13 protein-coding genes are annotated in these 16,649 nt (G+C 68.7%); 6 read left to right on the top strand and 7 right to left on the bottom strand.

The window, feature by feature from the left end:
* The first annotated feature begins 105 nt into the window (after nt 1-105).
* From smeA to smeC, 3 genes are read left to right on the top strand one after another with little or no spacing between them, the layout of a single operon-like run.
* Nucleotides 106-1,302, top strand: a complete 1,197-nt coding sequence (gene smeA, locus DFO63_RS10930) for a multidrug efflux RND transporter periplasmic adaptor subunit SmeA (RefSeq protein WP_119006903.1) — start codon at nt 106-108, stop codon at nt 1,300-1,302.
* A gap of 12 nt (nt 1,303-1,314) precedes the next feature.
* A complete protein-coding gene (smeB, locus tag DFO63_RS10925; RefSeq protein ID WP_119006902.1) occupies nt 1,315-4,464 on the top strand; it encodes a multidrug efflux RND transporter permease subunit SmeB in 3,150 nt (1,049 codons plus the stop codon).
* Complete coding sequence (gene smeC, locus DFO63_RS10920) at nt 4,461-5,876, top strand: multidrug efflux transporter outer membrane subunit SmeC (RefSeq protein ID WP_049444184.1); 1,416 nt, start codon at nt 4,461-4,463, stop codon at nt 5,874-5,876. Before smeB ends, smeC begins: the two co-directional genes overlap by 4 nt.
* Before the next feature lie 203 nt (nt 5,877-6,079).
* Here the strand turns inward: smeC and mnmG are convergent, their stop codons facing one another.
* Both mnmG and DFO63_RS10905 read right to left on the bottom strand, forming a co-directional pair.
* Nucleotides 6,080-7,969 carry a tRNA uridine-5-carboxymethylaminomethyl(34) synthesis enzyme MnmG gene (mnmG, locus tag DFO63_RS10915; RefSeq protein WP_049444181.1) on the bottom strand — a complete coding sequence of 630 codons (1,890 nt, stop codon included), beginning with the start codon at nt 7,967-7,969 and terminating at the stop codon, nt 6,080-6,082.
* 534 nt (nt 7,970-8,503) lie between these two features.
* Nucleotides 8,504-8,995, bottom strand: a complete 492-nt coding sequence (locus DFO63_RS10905) for a hypothetical protein (protein ID WP_049444178.1) — start codon at nt 8,993-8,995, stop codon at nt 8,504-8,506.
* A gap of 160 nt (nt 8,996-9,155) precedes the next feature.
* On the opposite strand from DFO63_RS10905, the gene DFO63_RS10900 reads away from it, so the two are divergent.
* Nucleotides 9,156-10,118, top strand: coding sequence for a pyridoxal-phosphate dependent enzyme (locus DFO63_RS10900; RefSeq protein WP_049444176.1), 963 nt, complete (start codon nt 9,156-9,158; stop codon nt 10,116-10,118).
* Nucleotides 10,115-10,747, top strand: coding sequence for a YdcF family protein (locus tag DFO63_RS10895; RefSeq protein WP_049444174.1), 633 nt, complete (start codon nt 10,115-10,117; stop codon nt 10,745-10,747). Before DFO63_RS10900 ends, DFO63_RS10895 begins: the two co-directional genes overlap by 4 nt.
* A 147-nt stretch (nt 10,748-10,894) precedes the next feature.
* Here DFO63_RS10895 and bioC read toward each other — a convergent pair whose 3' ends face one another.
* The 5 genes from bioC to bioB form a co-directional block, all read right to left on the bottom strand.
* Nucleotides 10,895-11,779, bottom strand: a complete 885-nt coding sequence (bioC, locus tag DFO63_RS10890) for a malonyl-ACP O-methyltransferase BioC (protein ID WP_049444172.1) — start codon at nt 11,777-11,779, stop codon at nt 10,895-10,897.
* Between the two features lie 12 nt (nt 11,780-11,791).
* Nucleotides 11,792-12,571 carry an SDR family oxidoreductase gene (locus tag DFO63_RS10885; RefSeq protein WP_119006901.1) on the bottom strand — a complete coding sequence of 260 codons (780 nt, stop codon included), beginning with the start codon at nt 12,569-12,571 and terminating at the stop codon, nt 11,792-11,794.
* Between the two features lie 29 nt (nt 12,572-12,600).
* On the bottom strand, nt 12,601-13,380 hold the full coding sequence (gene bioH, locus DFO63_RS10880; RefSeq protein WP_119006900.1) for a pimeloyl-ACP methyl ester esterase BioH: 780 nt from the start codon (nt 13,378-13,380) through the stop codon (nt 12,601-12,603).
* A gap of 18 nt (nt 13,381-13,398) precedes the next feature.
* Nucleotides 13,399-14,622, bottom strand: a complete 1,224-nt coding sequence (bioF, locus tag DFO63_RS10875) for an 8-amino-7-oxononanoate synthase (RefSeq protein ID WP_119006899.1) — start codon at nt 14,620-14,622, stop codon at nt 13,399-13,401.
* A gap of 67 nt (nt 14,623-14,689) precedes the next feature.
* Nucleotides 14,690-15,733, bottom strand: coding sequence for a biotin synthase BioB (bioB, locus tag DFO63_RS10870; protein ID WP_119006898.1), 1,044 nt, complete (start codon nt 15,731-15,733; stop codon nt 14,690-14,692).
* A gap of 159 nt (nt 15,734-15,892) precedes the next feature.
* On the opposite strand from bioB, the gene DFO63_RS10865 reads away from it, so the two are divergent.
* Nucleotides 15,893-16,462, top strand: coding sequence for a DUF3658 domain-containing protein (locus DFO63_RS10865; protein WP_119006897.1), 570 nt, complete (start codon nt 15,893-15,895; stop codon nt 16,460-16,462).
* Nucleotides 16,463-16,649: the final 187 nt, after the last annotated feature.

Here is a 16,649-nt window from a genome sequence, read left to right as displayed (position 1 = left end):
CGGCGCCGAAAGCAAGCGCCAGCTGAGCCGGTCGCACAATCTCCATATTCTCTGCACAGTTTCACGGCAGCGTGCGAGGGTCAACGAAAGGCCCCCACGCCCCCCATGTCACTCCTGCGTCCGCTGTCCCGCTCCCCCCGTCCGCTGTTGCTGCCCCTGCTGCTGGCCCTGGCGGCCTGCTCGGCGGGCAGGACCGAGGCCCCGGCCACCCCCGAAGTGGGCGTCATCACCGCCAGCGCGCAGCCGCTGGCACTGCAGCAGACCCTGCCCGGCCGGGCGGTACCGTACGAGGTATCCGAGGTGCGGCCGCAGATCGGTGGGCTGATCCGCCAGCGGTTGTTCACCGAAGGCCAGCAGGTCAAGGCCGGCCAGCTGCTGTACCAGGTCGATCCGGCGCCGTACCAGGCGGCCTTCGATACCGCGCGTGGCCAGCTGGCGCAGGCCGAGGCCACCGTGCTGTCGGCGCAGCCTAAGGCCGAGCGCACCCGCACGCTGCTGGGCATGGACGCAGCCAGCAAGCAGGACGCCGACGATGCCACCTCGGCACTGAAGCAGGCCCAGGCCAATGTGATCGCCGCGCGCGCTGCGCTGCAGGCCGCCCGCATCAACCTCGACTACACCCGGGTGACCGCTCCGATCGAGGGCCGCATCGGCACCTCCAGCGTCACCGCCGGCGCGCTGGTCGCCGCCGGCCAGGACGCGGCGCTGGCGACCATCCAGCGGTTGGACCCGGTCTATCTGGACGTGACCCAGTCCAGCACGCAGATGCTGGCGCTGCGCAAGCAGCTCGATGCCGGCCTGGTGAAGGCCATCGATGGCAAGGCGCAGGTGAAGGTGCTGCTGGAGGACGGCAGCACCTATGCCCATGAAGGCACGCTGGAGTTCGTAGGCAGTGCGGTCGATCCGGGCACCGGCAACGTGGTGCTGCGTGCGGTCATTCCGAACCCGGACGGCCTGCTGCTGCCGGGCATGTACCTGAAGGCGGTGCTGCCGATGGCCACCGATGCGCGCGCCCTGCTGGTGCCGCAGAAGGCGGTGGTGCGCAATGAACGTGGCGAGCCGCTGCTGCGCCTGCTCGACGCAAAGGATCGCGTGGTCGAGCGGCGGGTCAGCACCGGCCAGGTGGTGGGCAACCAGTGGCAGATCACGCAGGGCCTGAAGGCCGGTGAGCGGGTGATCGTCAGCAACGGCAGTGCGGTTTCGCTCGGCCAGCAGGTGAAGGCGGTGGCGGCCACCACCGCGCAGCTGGCAGCAATGCCGGCGGTCGACCCGAACGGCAACACCGACGAAAAGTCGCACTGAGGCCTGCCGCGCATGGTTCGTTTCTTCATCGACCGGCCGATCTTTGCCTGGGTGATCGCCATCGCGGTCAGCCTGCTCGGCCTGCTCGCGATCCTGATCCTGCCGGTGGACCGCTACCCGCAGATCGCCCCGCCCACCATCACCATCCGCGCCACCTACACCGGTGCCTCGTCGCAGACCGTGGAAAACGCGGTCACCCAGGTCATCGAGCAGTCCCAGCAGAGCCTGGACCACCTGATGTACATGACCTCCACCAGTGCCTCCGATGGCTCGGCGCAGGTCAACCTGGTGTTCGCCACCGGCACCAATCCGGACACTGCGCAGGTGCAGGTGCAGAACCAGCTGCAGGCCGCGATGGCCACGTTGCCGCAGGCGGTGCAGCAGAACGGACTGACCATCACCAAGTCCAGTGGTTCGATCTTCGAGGTGCTGTCGTTCACCAGCGAAGACGGCAGCATGGACAACTTCGATGTCGCCAACTTCATGGAAGCGCGCATCGACGACCAGATCAGCCGTGTCAGCGGCGTCGGCAACATCCAGCCGATCGGCCAGGAATACGCCATGCGTATCTGGCTGGACCCGGAAAAGATGCGCCAGTACGCACTGATGCCGTCGGACATCGAGACCGCACTGCAGGCGCAGAACACCGACGTGTCGGCCGGTGAACTCGGTGGCCAGCCGGCGCTGAAGGGCCAGCAGCTGGACGCGACCGTGACCGCGCGCAGCCGCCTGCACACCCCCGAACAGTTCGCGCAGGTGGTGCTCAAGGCCGATGCCAATGGCAGCGTGGTGCACCTGGGCGACGTGGCGACGATCGGCCTGGGGCCGGAGAGCTACGACAGCATCAGCACCTTCAACGGCAAGCCGTCGGCCTCGCTGGGCATCGAGCTCAACGCCGGTGCGAACGCCATCGCCGTGTCCAAGGCCATCGATGCACGGCTTCAGCAGCTGCAGAAGTACTGGCCGCATGGCTACACGGCCCACGTGGCATTCACCACCACGCCGTTCGTGACCATCTCGCTGAAGGAAGTAGTGATCACCCTGATCGAGGCGATCGCGCTGGTCGTGCTGGTGATGTACCTGTTCCTGCAGAACTGGCGGGCCACGTTGATCCCGACCATCGCGGTGCCGGTGGTGCTGCTGGGCACGTTCGGCGTGCTGGCGGCCTTCGGCTATTCGATCAACACGCTGACCATGTTCGCGCTGGTGCTGGCCATCGGCCTGCTGGTGGACGATGCCATCGTCGTGGTGGAGAACGTGGAGCGGGTGATGACCTTCGAAGGGCTGGCACCGAAGCCGGCCACGCTGAAGGCGATGGGCCAGATCACCGGTGCGCTGGTCGGCATCGTGCTGGTGCTGACCGCGGTGTTCCTGCCGATGGCGTTCTTCAGCGGTGTCACCGGCGTGATCTATCGCCAGTTCTCGGTGACGATTGCCGCGGCGATGATCCTGTCGGTGCTGGTGGCGATGACCATCACCCCGGCGCTGTGCGGCAGCATCCTGCACCAGATTCCCAAGGGCGGCCACCCGCATGGTGACCACGGCGGCGAGCCGAGCCTGCTGGGCAAGTTCTTCATCTGGTTCAACCACCGCTTCGAGCGCACCTCCAACGGCCTGCGCCATCGCGTGGATGGTTTCCTTGGCCGGCGCACGCTGGGCGTACTGTTCTACCTGGTGCTGAGTGTGGCCACCGGCCTGCTGCTGTGGCACCTGCCCGGCGCATTCCTGCCCGATGAGGACCAGGGCATGCTCAACGCGCTGGTGAAGCTGCCAGCCGGCTCCACCCTGGAGCAGACCCGTGCAGTGATGGATCGCCTCAGTGCCGCTGCGGTGAAGGACGACAGCGTGCTGTCGATCCAGGCCACCGCTGGTTTCAGTGTCACCGGCAGCGGCCAGAACGTCGGCCAGGCCTTCATCCGGCTGAAGGACTGGGATGACCGCAAGGACGATGCCGATACCATCGCCGCGCGCTTGACCGCGGCCATGGCCAGCGTGCCCGATGCGCAGGTGTTCATCACCTCGCCACCGGCCATTCTTGGCCTGGGCGATGCGGGCGGTTTCACCCTGGAACTGCAGGACGAAGGCGGTGCCGGCCATGCCGCCGCCGTGGCCGCGCGCAACACGCTGCTGAAGGAGGCGGCCAAGGATCCGAAGCTGGTCAACGTGCGTTATGCCAGCCTGGAAGACGCGCCGGTGTACGCGGTGAAGGTGGACGACGCGAAGGCACAGGCCATGGGCGTGAATCCGCAGGACATCAATGACACCTTGAACGCGGCGTTGGGCGGCGACTTCGTCAACAACTTCATCTACAAGGGCCGCATCAAGAAGGTGTTCATCCAGGGCACCGCTGAAGCGCGCATGCAGCCGCAGGACATCGAGCGCTGGAGCGTGCGCAACCAGGCTGGGCAGATGGTGCCGCTGTCGTCGCTGGTCAGCGCCCACTGGACCAGCGCGCCGGCCGCACTGCAGCGCTACAACGGCGTATCGGCGATGGAAATCACCGGCCAGCCGGCGCCGGGCGTCAGCTCCGGTGAAGCGATGGCCGAGATCGCGCGCCTGGCCGACACACTGCCGGAAGGCTTCAGCCATGCCTGGTCGGACATGGCCTACCAGGAACAGCTGTCGGGCAATCAGGCGCCGATGCTGTACGCCATCTCGCTGCTGTTCGTGTTCCTGTGCCTGGCCGCGCTGTATGAAAGCTGGGCGGTGCCGTTCGCGGTGATGCTGGCGGTGCCGGTGGGCGTGTTCGGTGCCGTGCTGATGATGAACCTGCGTGGCCTTAACAACGACGTGTACTTCCAGGTCGGCCTGTTGACCACGATTGGTCTGGCAGCGAAGAACGGCATCCTGATCGTCGAGTTCGCGCGCATCCTCGAACAGCAGGGCAAGAGCACCCGCGAAGCGATCCTGCAGGCGGTCTATCTGCGGCTGCGCCCGATCGTGATGACCTCGCTGGCGTTCCTGATGGGCGTGCTGCCGCTGGTGTTCGCCACCGGCGCCGGTTCGGCCGCGCGCCGTTCGCTGGGTACTGGCGTGGCCGGTGGTACGGTCGCCTCGATGGTGCTGGGCATGTTCTTCGTGCCGTTGTTCTACCTGCTGGTGCGCCGCCTGTTCCCGGGCCGCGCACCGGCCGAAGCCACTGCCACGGAGGCAAGTCCATGAAGCCGATGCTGCTGCGCGCCCTGGCGGCCGCAACGATGACCACCGTGCTGGGTGGCTGCGTGAGCATGGCACCGCACTACCAGCGCCCCGAGGCGCCAGTGCCGGCACAGTTCGGCAATGCCGCCACCGGCGAGGCCGGGCCGGCACTGGCGATGCCGGCCTGGCGCGAGGTGTTCCTGGAACCGCGCCTGCAGCAGGTGATCACGCTGGCGCTGCAGAACAACCGCGACCTGCGCGTGGCGGTGCTGCAGGTGGAGAAGGAACGCGCGCAGTACCGCATCCAGCGCGCGGCGCTGCTGCCGTCGGTGGATGCCAGCGGCAGTGTCACCCGCTCGCGGGTGAGTGATGCCAACAGCGAGATCGGCGTCAGCCAGGTGACCGAATCCGATGCCGTGCAGGTGGGCATCAGCAGCTGGGAGCTGGACCTGTTCGGGCGCATCCGCAGCCTGAAGAACGAGGCCCTGCAGAACTGGCTGGCCAGCGCCGAGAACCAGCGCGCCGCGCGCACCAGCCTGGTGGCCGAAGTGGCCACGGCGTGGCTGGCGCTGGCGGCCGACGAGCAGTCGCTGGCGTTCACCCGGCAGACCCTGGACAGCCAGCAGCAGACCCTGCAGCGCACCGAGGCCCGCCACGCACAGGGGTTGGCCTCGGGCCTGGACCTGTCGCAGGTGCAGACCAGCGTGGAAGCCGCGCGCGCTGCGCTGGCCAGGCTGCAGACCCAGCAGGCGCAGGATCGTGATGCGCTGCAGTTGCTGGTGGGCGCGCCGCTGGACGCGGCATTGCTGCCGAGCGCGCAGGCACTGGACGGCACCGTGGCGCTGGCGCCGCTGCCGGCCAACCTGCCGTCAAGCGTGCTGCTGCAGCGCCCGGACGTACTGTCTGCCGAACACGCGCTGCAGGCGGCCAATGCCGATATCGGTGCCGCGCGCGCCGCGTTCTTCCCGACGCTGACGCTGACCGCCAACTACGGCCACAGCTCCACCGCATTGTCGACGCTGTTCTCGGCCGGCACCCGCGGCTGGTCGTTCGCGCCCAGCATCACCGCGCCGATCTTCCACGCCGGTGCGCTGAAGGCCTCGCTGGATGCCTCGAAGATCGGCAAGGACATCGGCGTCGCCCAGTACGAGAAGGCGATCCAGCAGGCCTTCAGTGAAGTGGCCGATGCCCTCGCCTCGCGCGATCACCTGGCCACGCAGATGGACGCCCAGCGTGCACTGGTCGCCGCCAGCCAGCGCAGCTACACGCTGGCCGACGCGCGTTATCGCACCGGACTGGACGGCTATCTGCAGGCGCTGGATGCGCAGCGCAGCCTGTATGCCGCGCAGCAGGACCTGATCGCCCTGCAGCAGCAGGAGGCGGGCAACCGGGTGACGTTGTTCAAGGTGCTGGGCGGTGGCGCGGACGCACGGTAACGCGCCCGCCAATGTGTATATGTCTTCCGCTCCGGTGGGTGCCGACCTTGGTCGGCACAAATGCCTTCATCCACGCATGGCGTGGATCTACCGGGGGGAGGCCTTGGTAGGTGCCGACCTTGGTCGGCACAAATGCATGCAGCATCGCGATCTGATGATTCGTGCCGACCAAGGTCGGCACCCACCAGAGCAGGTGCGACCGCTTACGCCACGCGGCCGCGGCGTGCACGCTCCAGGTGCACCAGCAGCAGCGAGATCGCGGCCGGGGTCATGCCCGGGATGCGCTGCGCCTGGCCGATGGTCTGCGGGCGCACGCGCTCCAGCTTCTGCAAGGCTTCGGCCGACAGCCCGCGCACCGTCGCGTAGTCGAAGGCTTCGGCGATCGGGGTGGCTTCATGCCGCTGCTGGCGCTCGATCTCCTCGCGCTGGCGGTCCAGGTAGCCGGCGTACTTCACGCCGATCTCCACCTGCTCGGCCACCTTGGCGTCGGTCACGGCCGGGCCCAGCGATGGCACCTGCATCAGCTGCGCGTAATCCAGCTCCGGGCGCTTGATCAGGTCCAGCACGTTGGTTTCGCGGCTGACCGCCACGCCCAGCGCGTCCTGCACTTCGCGGCCGAGCGCATTGGCCGGGGTCGCCCACAGCGCGCCCAGACGTGCGCGCTCGGCGGCGACCGCGGCCTGCTTGGTCTCGAACGCGCTCCAGCGACGGTCATCCACCAGGCCCATTTCGCGGCCAGCGGGGGTCAGGCGCTGGTCGGCATTGTCCTCGCGCAGCTGCAGGCGGTACTCGGCGCGGCTGGTGAACATGCGGTACGGCTCGTTGGTGCCGTGGGTGATCAGGTCATCCACCAGCACGCCCAGGTACGCCTCGTCGCGGCGCGGGCACCAGCTGTCCAGCCCGCGCACCTGGCGCGCGGCGTTGAGGCCGGCCAGCAGGCCCTGCGCGGCGGCTTCTTCATAGCCGGTGGTGCCGTTGATCTGGCCGGCGAAGAACAGGCCGTTGACCAGCTTGGTTTCCAGCGAGGCCTTCAACCCACGCGGATCGAAGAAGTCGTACTCGATCGCATAGCCGGGACGGGTGATGTGCGCGTTGCCGAAACCGCGGATGCTGCGCACCATCTCCAGCTGCACGTCGAACGGCAGCGAGGTGGAGATGCCGTTGGGGTAGATCTCGACGATGCCCAGGCCTTCGGGTTCGACGAAGATCTGGTGGCTGGCCTTCTCGGCGAAGCGCACCACCTTGTCCTCGATGGACGGGCAGTAGCGCGGGCCGATGCCTTCGATCTGGCCGCTGTACAGCGGCGAGCGGTGCAGCGCGTCGCGGATGATCTGGTGGGTCTGTTCGGTGGTGTGGGTGATCCAGCAGCTGACCTGCTGCGGATGCTCGTCCACCGAGCCGAGGAAGGACATCACCGGCCGCGGTGTGTCGCCGGGCTGCTCGTCCATCACACTGTAGTCCAGCGAGCGGCCATCGATGCGCGGCGGCGTGCCGGTCTTCAGGCGGTCGACCTGGAACGGGCGCTCGCGCAGGCGCGCCGCCAGCGTGGTGGCCGGCGGATCGCCCATGCGGCCGGCGGCGTACTGGGTCGGGCCGACGTGGATCTTGCCGGCCAGGAACGTGCCGGCCGTCAGCACTACGGCCTCGGCGTCGAAGCGCAGCCCGGTCTGGGTGATCACCCCACGCACGGCGTCGCCTTCGATGACCAGGTCATCGACCGCCGCCTGGAACACGGTCAGGTTGGCCTGGCCTTCGACGATGGCGCGGATCGCCATGCGGTACAGGTTGCGGTCGGCCTGGCAGCGGGTGGCGCGCACAGCCGGGCCCTTGGAGGCGTTGAGCGTGCGCCACTGGATACCGGCGCGGTCGGCGGCATGCGCCATCGCACCGCCCAGGGCGTCGATTTCCTTGACCAGGTGGCCCTTGCCGATGCCGCCGATGGCCGGGTTGCAGCTCATTGCGCCCACCGTCTCGATGTTGTGGGTCAGCAGCAGGGTGCGCACGCCGGTACGGGCCGCGGCCAGCGCGGCTTCGGTGCCGGCGTGGCCACCGCCGATGACGATGACGTCGTAACGATGGAAGGACGGGTTCATGGGGGCTGTTCAGCTGGGGGCGGGCGCGGACCGGGGGCGGCGCCGGGGTGGCGATTTTAGCGCCATTCGGGGCCGGGGCGCCGGTGCCGGCCGGCCGGCGTCGAAATCAGCCCTAAAGTTGGCAGGATTTTTGCAGATAACCCAATAGCACCCACCGTGGCTGGCGCCGTAGGCGCCCGTGACCGGAATTGGAACAGGGGCCGGTACAGGCGCACGGTGGGGGAGCAGAGGGCCGGCAGTCGGGGGACTGTCCGGCCCTGTTTTTTGGGGCTGTCGGGAAGGCCCCATCCACGCATGGCGTGGATCTACTGATGCTGGGGCTCTCGCCGAAAACAAACGGCCCCGCATTGCGGGGCCGTCTGCCTTCAGAGGTGCCGACATCCGACAGGGCCGGAACAGGGGGGATCCAGATGTTCCTGTCGGATATCGACGTAGAGCTTTTTGCGGCGGCCCGTGTCGTTTTTGTCACTTTGTGACGCGGGCCGTCACTGGTCCCGTAGAGTGCGGCTTGGACCGCGTGAAATGCAAGACGGTTCAGCGCTCAACTGTGCGCTGCGTCCCACGATCCATGTTGCGCCAGGGGGAACCGTTCATCCTTGGCGCACTGGGCGCCGGGGCCGGACGGGCCTGCGGCGGAGGCGCCGACGGCTGGATGTTCGACTGCGGCGGGCGACGCATCGAGTCCATGTTCCGCCACGGCGAACCGCCGTTGTACGACGGCCGCGACGGCGGCGGCGGACGGTTCTCGCCACCATTGCCGGGCGGGCGCGGCGGCGGGCGGTGGTTGTGCGGCGGGCGGTAGACCGGGCGCGAGTAGTACGGATTGCCATAGCCGCCGTAGTAGCCGCCATAGCCGCCGTAGTACGGGTAGCCGTAGTTGTAGGGATAGCCGGCCGGGTAGCGGTATTCCACCGACGGCGCACCGTGGTAGTAGCTGCCGCTGCGGCCACCGCCGACGTAGTCGTAGGTGGTGCAGCCGGTCAGGGCCAGCAACAGGCCACCGGCAAGCATCAGGCGCGTTTTCATGGTGGGTCCCCCCAGAGGACGGGTTGTGCAGTCAGCTTCGTGCGCAGGCGTTGAATCGGCCCTTAACTTCACTGGCCAGGATGAATGGAGGTGAAGGCCCTCATGCTGGCATGACCTGTGCCGGGGTCGCCAGCGCGGAGCCATACGTTAATCTTGCGTCATGAGCGATTCACTGTTGCCCCGTGCCCACGATGTCCTGGCTGCCGCTGCGCGGATCGCGCCGCACGCCAGCGTGACCCCGGTGCTGCGCTCGCGCACGCTTGATGCGCTGGCCGGCGCGCAGCTGGCGTTCAAGGCCGAACACCTGCAGCGCGGCGGCGCATTCAAGTTCCGCGGTGCCTGCAACGCGGTGTGGTCTTTGGATGCCGATCGCGCCCGTGCCGGCGTGGTCACCCATTCCTCCGGCAACCACGGCGCTGCCCTGGCCCTGGCCGCGCGCACCCGTGGCATCCCCTGTCACGTGGTGGTGCCCGAAGGTGCGGTGGCGGCCAAGCTGGCCAACATCGCCCGGCACGGTGCCACCCTCTGGCGCTGCCCGCCGACCATCGCCGACCGTGAGGCCACCTGCGCCAAGGTGCAGGCCGATACCGGCGCGACCCTGGTTCATCCGTATGCGGACCCGGCGGTGATGGCCGGACAGGGCACCGCGGCGCTGGAACTGCTGCACAGCGACGGCCCGTTCGATGTGCTGGTGGTGCCGGTGGGCGGCGGTGGCCTGGCCAGCGGTAGCGCGCTGGCCCTGCAGCTCGCCAGCCCGCAGACCCGGCTGGTGCTGGCCGAACCGGCCGGCGCCGATGACACCGCACGCTCGCTGGCCGCAGGCGAGCGCCAGGCGGCCTTCACCCCGGACACGATCTGCGATGGCCTGCGTACCCTGATCGGCGCCCCCAACTTCGCGCTGCTGCGCGCGGCCGGCGCCGAGGTGATCGTGGTTGACGACGCTGCCACCACGGCCGCGATGCGCCTGCTCTGGGAGGTGCTCAAGCAGGTGGTCGAGCCGTCCTCGGCCACCGTGCTGGCCGCGGTGCTGGCACAGCCGCAGCGGTTCGCCGGCCTGCGCGTGGGCCTGGTGCTGTCCGGTGGCAATGTCGACCTGCCCGCGCTGCGCTGGGGGGCGCCTTGAGCCGCGACCGGCACCGGCATCGCACCGGCCTGCTGGGCTGGCTGTGGCGGCTGTTCGTGCTGCTGGTGATCTGGCTGCTGGGGGTGACCGCCTGGATCGTCTGGGTGGGTGAGCGCGACCAGGCGGCCAAGGCCGACGCGATCATCGTGCTCGGCGCGGCGGCCTATGACGCCAAGCCGTCGCCGGTGTTCGAAGAACGCATCCGCCATGGCCTGGATCTCTATGACGCACAGTACGCGCCACTGCTGATCTTCACCGGTGGCTATGGCGGCACCGGCGCGCGCTTTTCCGAATCGCAGGTGGCGCGGCGTTATGCGCTCAAGCATGGCGTGCCGGACGACGCGATCCTGATCGAGACCGCCTCGCGCAACACCGTGCAGAACCTGGTCGAAGCCAAGCGGCTGATGGACCAGCGCGACCTGCACCGGGTGATCATCGTCAGCGACCCGCTGCACATGGCGCGCGCGCTGCGCCTGAGCAAGGCGCTGGGCATCGATGCGCTGGCCTCGTCCACGCCCAGCACGCGCTTCCGCAGCTTCCACACCAGCTGGCGCTTCCTGGTGCAGGAGATCTATTTCTTCCACCGCGACCTGGTGCGCCCGCCGCTGAGTTCGCCGGCCAATACCTGATTGGTTGCAGTCGGTAGTGCCGGCCGCTGGCCGGCAACCTCATGATTCCATGGTGGACATCTGCCGGCCAGCGGCCGGCACTACCGGATGATCGGTAGAGGCCAACCAAGGTTGGCACCTACCAGAAGCAGGTGCGCGGTCGCGTGATCAGGTCTGCTTGCGCCGGATCGGAATCGCCGACACCGGTACCGAGGCCACGTCGTGCCCGCCTTCGCGGATCGGTGCGCCCGGGTCCGGTGCCCAGGCGTGGGCATAGATCACTTCCCAGCTGCTGGGCAGCTTGCCGTCGGCACGGCGCATCGGTTCATACGCCGCCGCAGCAGCGGCGAAACGGCCACGCCCGGTCAGCGTGTGGCGGCGGTCCACCCGCGCATTGGTCGCGCCCATCGCGCGCAGCTCGCGCATCAGCGAGGGCAGGTCGTCGTAGGTCAGGGTGAACAGATCGCGGTCCAGCACCGGGTCGCGGAAGCCGGCCATCATCAGCGCATCGCCGAACTGGGCGATCTGCGCGAAGCGGCTCACGTGCGGGCGGTCATCGGCGGCCGCGAAGGCTTCGTTGAGTTCGACCAGCGTGTCCGGGCCGAAAGTGGAGCACAACAGCAGGCCACCGGGCTTGAGCACGCGACGGAACCCGGCGAACACCGCCGGCAGGTCGTCCACCCACTGCAGGCACAGGTTGCTGAAGATCACGTCCACGCTGTTGTCGGCCAGCGGCAGCGCGGCGGCGTCGCCGCACAGGCGCTGGAACGGCTTCCACCAGCCAGCCTGGCGCTTGGCCTGGTCCAGCATCGGCAGCGCCACGTCCAGCGCGATCACCTGCGCCTTCGGCCAGCGCTTCTTCATCAGTGCACTGGCGTGGCCGGTGCCGGCACCGATGTCCAGCACCACTTCGGGCTTGCGTGCCTCCAGGTAGTCCAGCGATTCGATCAGCCGCGCCTGCACCTCGCGCTGCAGGGCGGCGGCGGCGTCATAGCTGTTGGCGGCGCGGGCGAACGCGCGGCGGACATGGCGGGCATCGAAGTGGGACGGCATTGCGAAAGTCTCTTAGAACGTACCGGGGTAGGCGCCGCCGTCGATCAGCAGGTTCTGCCCGGTGAGGTAACCGGCCTGTGCACTGCACAGGAAGGCGCAGGCGGCGCCGAATTCATCCGGCGTGCCGAAGCGGCCGGCGGGAATCTGCTGGCGGCGGCGTTCGGCCACTTCCGCAGCATCGCCGTCCTTGCCCGCAGAGTGGGCGAAGTTGGCGCGCAGGCGGTCGGTGTCGAACTGGCCGGGCAGCAGGTTGTTGATGGTGACGTTGTGCGCCACGGTGCGGCGCGACAGCCCGGCGACGAAGCCGGTCAGGCCGCTGCGCGCGCCGTTGGACAGCGCCAGGATGTCGATCGGGGCTTTCACTGCCGAGGACGTGATGTTGACGATGCGGCCGAAGCCGCGCGCGATCATCGCGTCCACGGTGGCGCGGATCAGCGCGATCGGCGCCAGCATGTTGGCGTCCAGTGCGGCGATCCAGTCGTCGCGCTCGAAGCTGCGGAAATCGCCAGGCGGCGGGCCACCGGCATTGGTGACCAGGATGTCCACCTGCGGGCACGCGGCGAGCGCTGTGGAGCGACCGGCCTCGGTGGTGACGTCGGCGGCGACCACGCGGACTTCGGCGGCGCCGGGCAGGGCACGCAGCTCTTCAGCGGCGGTCTGCAGGGCGGCTTCGCCCCGGGCCACGATCACCACGTTGACACCCTCGCGCACCAGTGCCCGCGCGCAGCCCAGGCCCAACCCCTTGCTTGCGCCGCAGACCAGTGCCCAGCGGCCGTTGATACCCAGATCCATGCGTCAATCCCGCGGAATGAGGAAGGCGCTCATTGTCCGCCATCGGCCGGTGACAGGCCGGCAACGAAGTGTTGCAGGGCCGCGGCGACCTCGTCGGCATGGCCGAGGAACGGCGCATGGCCGCCGTGGGCGATGGTCAGCGCCTGCCCGCCCGGGGCCAGTGCCGCAGCGGCCTGCATCGCCGTCGGCGACACCAGCCGGTCACGCTGGCCGGCGATCCACAGGCTGGGTTTGCCCAGCGTCGGCAGTGCGCCGCGCAGGTCGGTGCTTTCCAGCAGGCGCAGGCCTTCCAGCAGGGCGCGTTCGGTGGGTGCACCGCGCTCGACCAGGCGCTGGCGCAGCGTGCGCAGCTCCTCGCGGGCGTGTGCCGAGCCCATCACGTCCAGCGCCAGGAAGCGTTCCAGGGTGCCGCCGAAATCGCTGGCCAGCTCGCGCCCGAACTGTTCGAACACCGCCGGTTCCACCGCATGCGGCCAGTCTTCGCCACGCACGAAGCGCGGCGTGGCCGCGATCATTGCCAGCCCGCGCACCTTCGGCAGCGTTGCAGCGGCGTGCAGCGCAAACAGGCCGCCCAGAGACCAGCCGCACCACACCGCCGGCGGCGTGGCCGCGGCGATGGCGTTGACCACGAACGGCAGGCGCAGCGGCGTGCTGTCCTCGCGGCTGTGGCCGTGGCCCGGCAGATCAACCAGATGCAGGGTGAAGCGATCGGCCAGGCGTTGCACCAACGGCGCGAACACACCGCCCTGCAGGGCCCAGCCATGGATCAGTACCAGGTCCGGCCCCTGGCCGGTGACGTCGATATGCATGGGAAAACGGCAACAGGCTCAGGCAAAGACCGGCAGCGGCGGTGGCGCGGCCTCACGCGCGGCCAGGTCGACGCGATCGCGCGCGCTGGCAATGGCTTCGACCACGCCACGCACCTGCTCGGGGGTGTGCAACGCGGACAGGGTGACGCGCAGGCGCGCCTTGCCTTCGGGAACCGTGGGCGGGCGGATCGCGCCGACCAGCCAACCGGCCTGTTCCAATGCCTTGGACATCGCCACGGCGCGGTGGTCGTCGCCACACAGCAGCGGCTGGATCGGCGTTTCCGAGGCCATCAGGTCCAGGCCATGGCGGCGGGCTTCGCCGCGGAACAGCGCGATCAGGTCGGTCAGTTTCGAACGCCGCCAGTTGTCACGGCGTGCCAGGCGCACCGCTTCCAGTGCTGCGGCGGCCAGCGGCGGCGGCATCGCGGTGGTGTAGATGTAGGGGCGCGCGGTTTCGGCCAGGTGCTCGATCAGGTCGTCGCGGCCCAGCACCAGCGCGCCGGAACCGCCCAGTGCCTTGCCCAGCGTGACCAGCTGCAGCGGCACATCGTCCACGCCCAGTCCGGCAGCCGCGACCGCGCCACGGCCATCGCCCACCACGCCCACGCCATGCGCATCGTCCACATAGAACAGCGCCTGCTGCAGGCGTGCCACAAGCGACAATGCACGCAGCGGTGCGATGTCGCCATCCATGCTGAAGACACCATCGGTGGCCAGCATCGCCGCGCCATCGGGCGCGTGCTTGAGCTGGCGCATCGCACCTTCGGCATCAAGGTGCGGATAACGGCGCAGGCGCGCACCGGCCAGCCGCGTCGCATCGAGCAGGCTGGCGTGGTTGAGCTTGTCCTGCACGCACACATCGTTCTCTTCGCTCAGCAGCGCCTGCTGCACGGCCAGGTTGGCGGCGAAGCCGCTGCCGAACAGCAGCGCGCGCGGGTAGCCCAGCCACTCCGCCACTTCGCGCTCCAGCGCCTCATGCAGGGCGTGGTGGCCGCAGACCAGATGCGAGGCACCCGCGCCGGTGCCTTCGCGTGCGGCCGCATCCTGCAGTGCATTGACCACGCTGAACTGCTGGGCCAGGCCCAGGTAATCGTTGCTGCAGAAGCCGGTCAGCCACTGGCCGTCCACTTCCAGGCGGACGCCGTCACGACGGGTGACCGTGCGCCGCGTGCGGCGACGGCCTTGGGCATCGCGCAGGGCGCGTTGGGCGTGGAGGCGGGCGGTCAAGTCGGGGCGGGCCATGGCGGCTGAATGCGGCGACGGGGCGGCTAGGGTAGCGCGTTGCCGCGGCGCCTGCCTGCATCCCGTCTCAGGCCGCGTGAGCGCAGCCACAGGCGGGCGTATCGGCGCTGATATCGGCGTGCACGGTGCCGCCGTGGTCGTGGCCCTCGGCATCGACCTGCACCGCCATCGGTTGCAGCCCCAGCCGAGCGAACAGGGCCAGGTCGCGCTCGCTCTCCGGGTTGCCGGTGGTCAGCAGCTTGTCGCCGTAGAAGATCGAGTTGGCACCGGCCAGGAAGCACAGCGCCTGCAGTTCGTCGCTCATCGCCTCGCGCCCCGCCGACAGCCGCACCATCGAGCGTGGCATGGCGATGCGTGCCACCGCGATCATGCGCACGAACTCGAACGGGTCCAGCTCGGCGCTGCCGTGCAGCGGCGTGCCCTCCACCTGCACCAGCTTGTTGATCGGCACCGAATCGGGATGTGCCGGCAGCGTGGCCAGCGCCAGCAGCAGGCCGACGCGCTGTGCGCGTGTCTCGCCCATGCCGACGATGCCGCCGCAACAGGTCTTCAGGCCGGCATCGCGCACGTGCTCCAGCGTGTCCAGGCGGTCCTGGTACTGGCGCGTGTGGATGATCGAATCGTAGTAGTCCGGCGCTGTGTCGAGGTTGTGGTTGTAGTAGTCCAGGCCGGCGTCCTTCAGCGCACGTGCCTGTTCGCCGCTGAGCATGCCCAGCGTGGCGCAGGTCTCCAGGCCAAGCGCCTTCACCCCGGCGATCATTGCCGCCACCTTCGGAATGTCGCGGTCCTTCGGCGAACGCCACGCGGCACCCATGCAGAAGCGCGAGGCACCGGCGGCCTTGGCCTGGCGTGCCTTGGCCAGCACCGCATCGGTCTCCATCAGCTTCTGCGCGTTCACGCCGGTGCTGTAGCGCTGCGCCTGCGGGCAGTACGCGCAGTCTTCCGGGCAGCCGCCGGTCTTCACCGACAGCAACGTGGAGACCTGCACCTGCGATGGGTCGAAATGCTCGCGATGGACCGCTGCGGCGCGGAACAGCAGCTCGGGGAACGGCAGATCGAACAGCGCCTGCAGTTCGTCGTGTTGCCAGTCGTGGCGGATGGCAGCAGCCATGGCGGGACCTTGGGTACGAGTGGAGCGAGGGCGGCAGTGTGGGTGGGCTGGCGAGGCCTGTCAACTTAAATATTCTGGTGTAGTTTACAGAAATCGTCCGCCAGAAATGCGCGCTACGGTGTAAGTTCATTGCTGCATACGGACTCGCGAGCATGAGCCATGGACAGCTACCAGCCCTACCCGATCCGCCGCGATGCGGTGCTGTGCAGCCTGGCCGAACTGCCTGACGGCGGCCTGCGCGTGGTGATGGATGATCTGCGCCAGACGAGTGAACCCGGTCACTGGCAGAACCGCATCTTCGTGACCTTCAAGGACTACGCGGCGGGGCAGCTCGATCCGTCGACGCTGCCCGACGAGGAGTTGCAGGCGTTCGGTCTGTACGTGCTGGTTCGCCTGCTGGCCATCAATGGCTGCCTGCGCGACACCGAGGAGGAGCCCGACAGCGATGCCCACCTTACCGAGCAGCAGCGGCAGAACATCGCCGCGCTGACCGACGAGGACATCGCCTGGATCGATGCGCAACTGCTTTCCCACTGCGATGGGCAGTTCCGGAAAATCGCCTTCATCGTGGGCAACGCGATGTCGCTGGACCCGCAGCGCCGCCCCGGCATTGCCGATGTCTTCTACGCCCAGCGCGTGCGCAAACTGGTCGCGCGCGGCGTACTGGAAGCGCAGGGCGACCTGGCGCGCATGCGCCATGGCGAAGTGCGCATCCGGCAGCAGCCCTGACCGGTGATGCGAGCGATGATGAGTTGGCACATCTGCCGCGCTATCTGGAGTGGCTGCGGCAGCAGCCCAACGTGCGCAGCGTGGAAAAGCGCCGGTGGCGGGAGCGCCTGCCCGTCCAGCGGTGCACGCACGGGGCAGGCTGTCAGCAGGATCCATGGCCGGGCATTTCACCGCATCCTGCAAGGCC

Source organism: Stenotrophomonas sp. AG209, from assembly GCF_003550055.1.
GTDB lineage: Bacteria > Pseudomonadota > Gammaproteobacteria > Xanthomonadales > Xanthomonadaceae > Stenotrophomonas.
This window is presented reverse-complemented; position numbering and strand designations above follow the sequence as displayed.

What these genes read in the sequence shown, in the direction of transcription:
- DFO63_RS10900 (WP_049444176.1), top strand. Translation starts at nt 9,156, where the DNA reads ATGAGCGATTCACTGTTGCCCCGTGCCCACGATGTCCTGGCTGCCGCT.
- smeC (WP_049444184.1), top strand. Translation starts at nt 4,461, where the DNA reads ATGAAGCCGATGCTGCTGCGCGCCCTGGCGGCCGCAACGATGACCACC.
- bioC (WP_049444172.1), bottom strand. Translation starts at nt 11,779, where the DNA reads ATGCCGTCCCACTTCGATGCCCGCCATGTCCGCCGCGCGTTCGCCCGC.
- smeA (WP_119006903.1), top strand. Translation starts at nt 106, where the DNA reads ATGTCACTCCTGCGTCCGCTGTCCCGCTCCCCCCGTCCGCTGTTGCTG.
- DFO63_RS10865 (WP_119006897.1), top strand. Translation starts at nt 15,893, where the DNA reads ATGGACAGCTACCAGCCCTACCCGATCCGCCGCGATGCGGTGCTGTGC.
- bioF (WP_119006899.1), bottom strand. Translation starts at nt 14,622, where the DNA reads ATGGCCCGCCCCGACTTGACCGCCCGCCTCCACGCCCAACGCGCCCTG.
- mnmG (WP_049444181.1), bottom strand. Translation starts at nt 7,969, where the DNA reads ATGAACCCGTCCTTCCATCGTTACGACGTCATCGTCATCGGCGGTGGC.
- DFO63_RS10905 (WP_049444178.1), bottom strand. Translation starts at nt 8,995, where the DNA reads ATGAAAACGCGCCTGATGCTTGCCGGTGGCCTGTTGCTGGCCCTGACC.
- DFO63_RS10885 (WP_119006901.1), bottom strand. Translation starts at nt 12,571, where the DNA reads ATGGATCTGGGTATCAACGGCCGCTGGGCACTGGTCTGCGGCGCAAGC.
- smeB (WP_119006902.1), top strand. Translation starts at nt 1,315, where the DNA reads ATGGTTCGTTTCTTCATCGACCGGCCGATCTTTGCCTGGGTGATCGCC.
- bioB (WP_119006898.1), bottom strand. Translation starts at nt 15,733, where the DNA reads ATGGCTGCTGCCATCCGCCACGACTGGCAACACGACGAACTGCAGGCG.
- bioH (WP_119006900.1), bottom strand. Translation starts at nt 13,380, where the DNA reads ATGCATATCGACGTCACCGGCCAGGGGCCGGACCTGGTACTGATCCAT.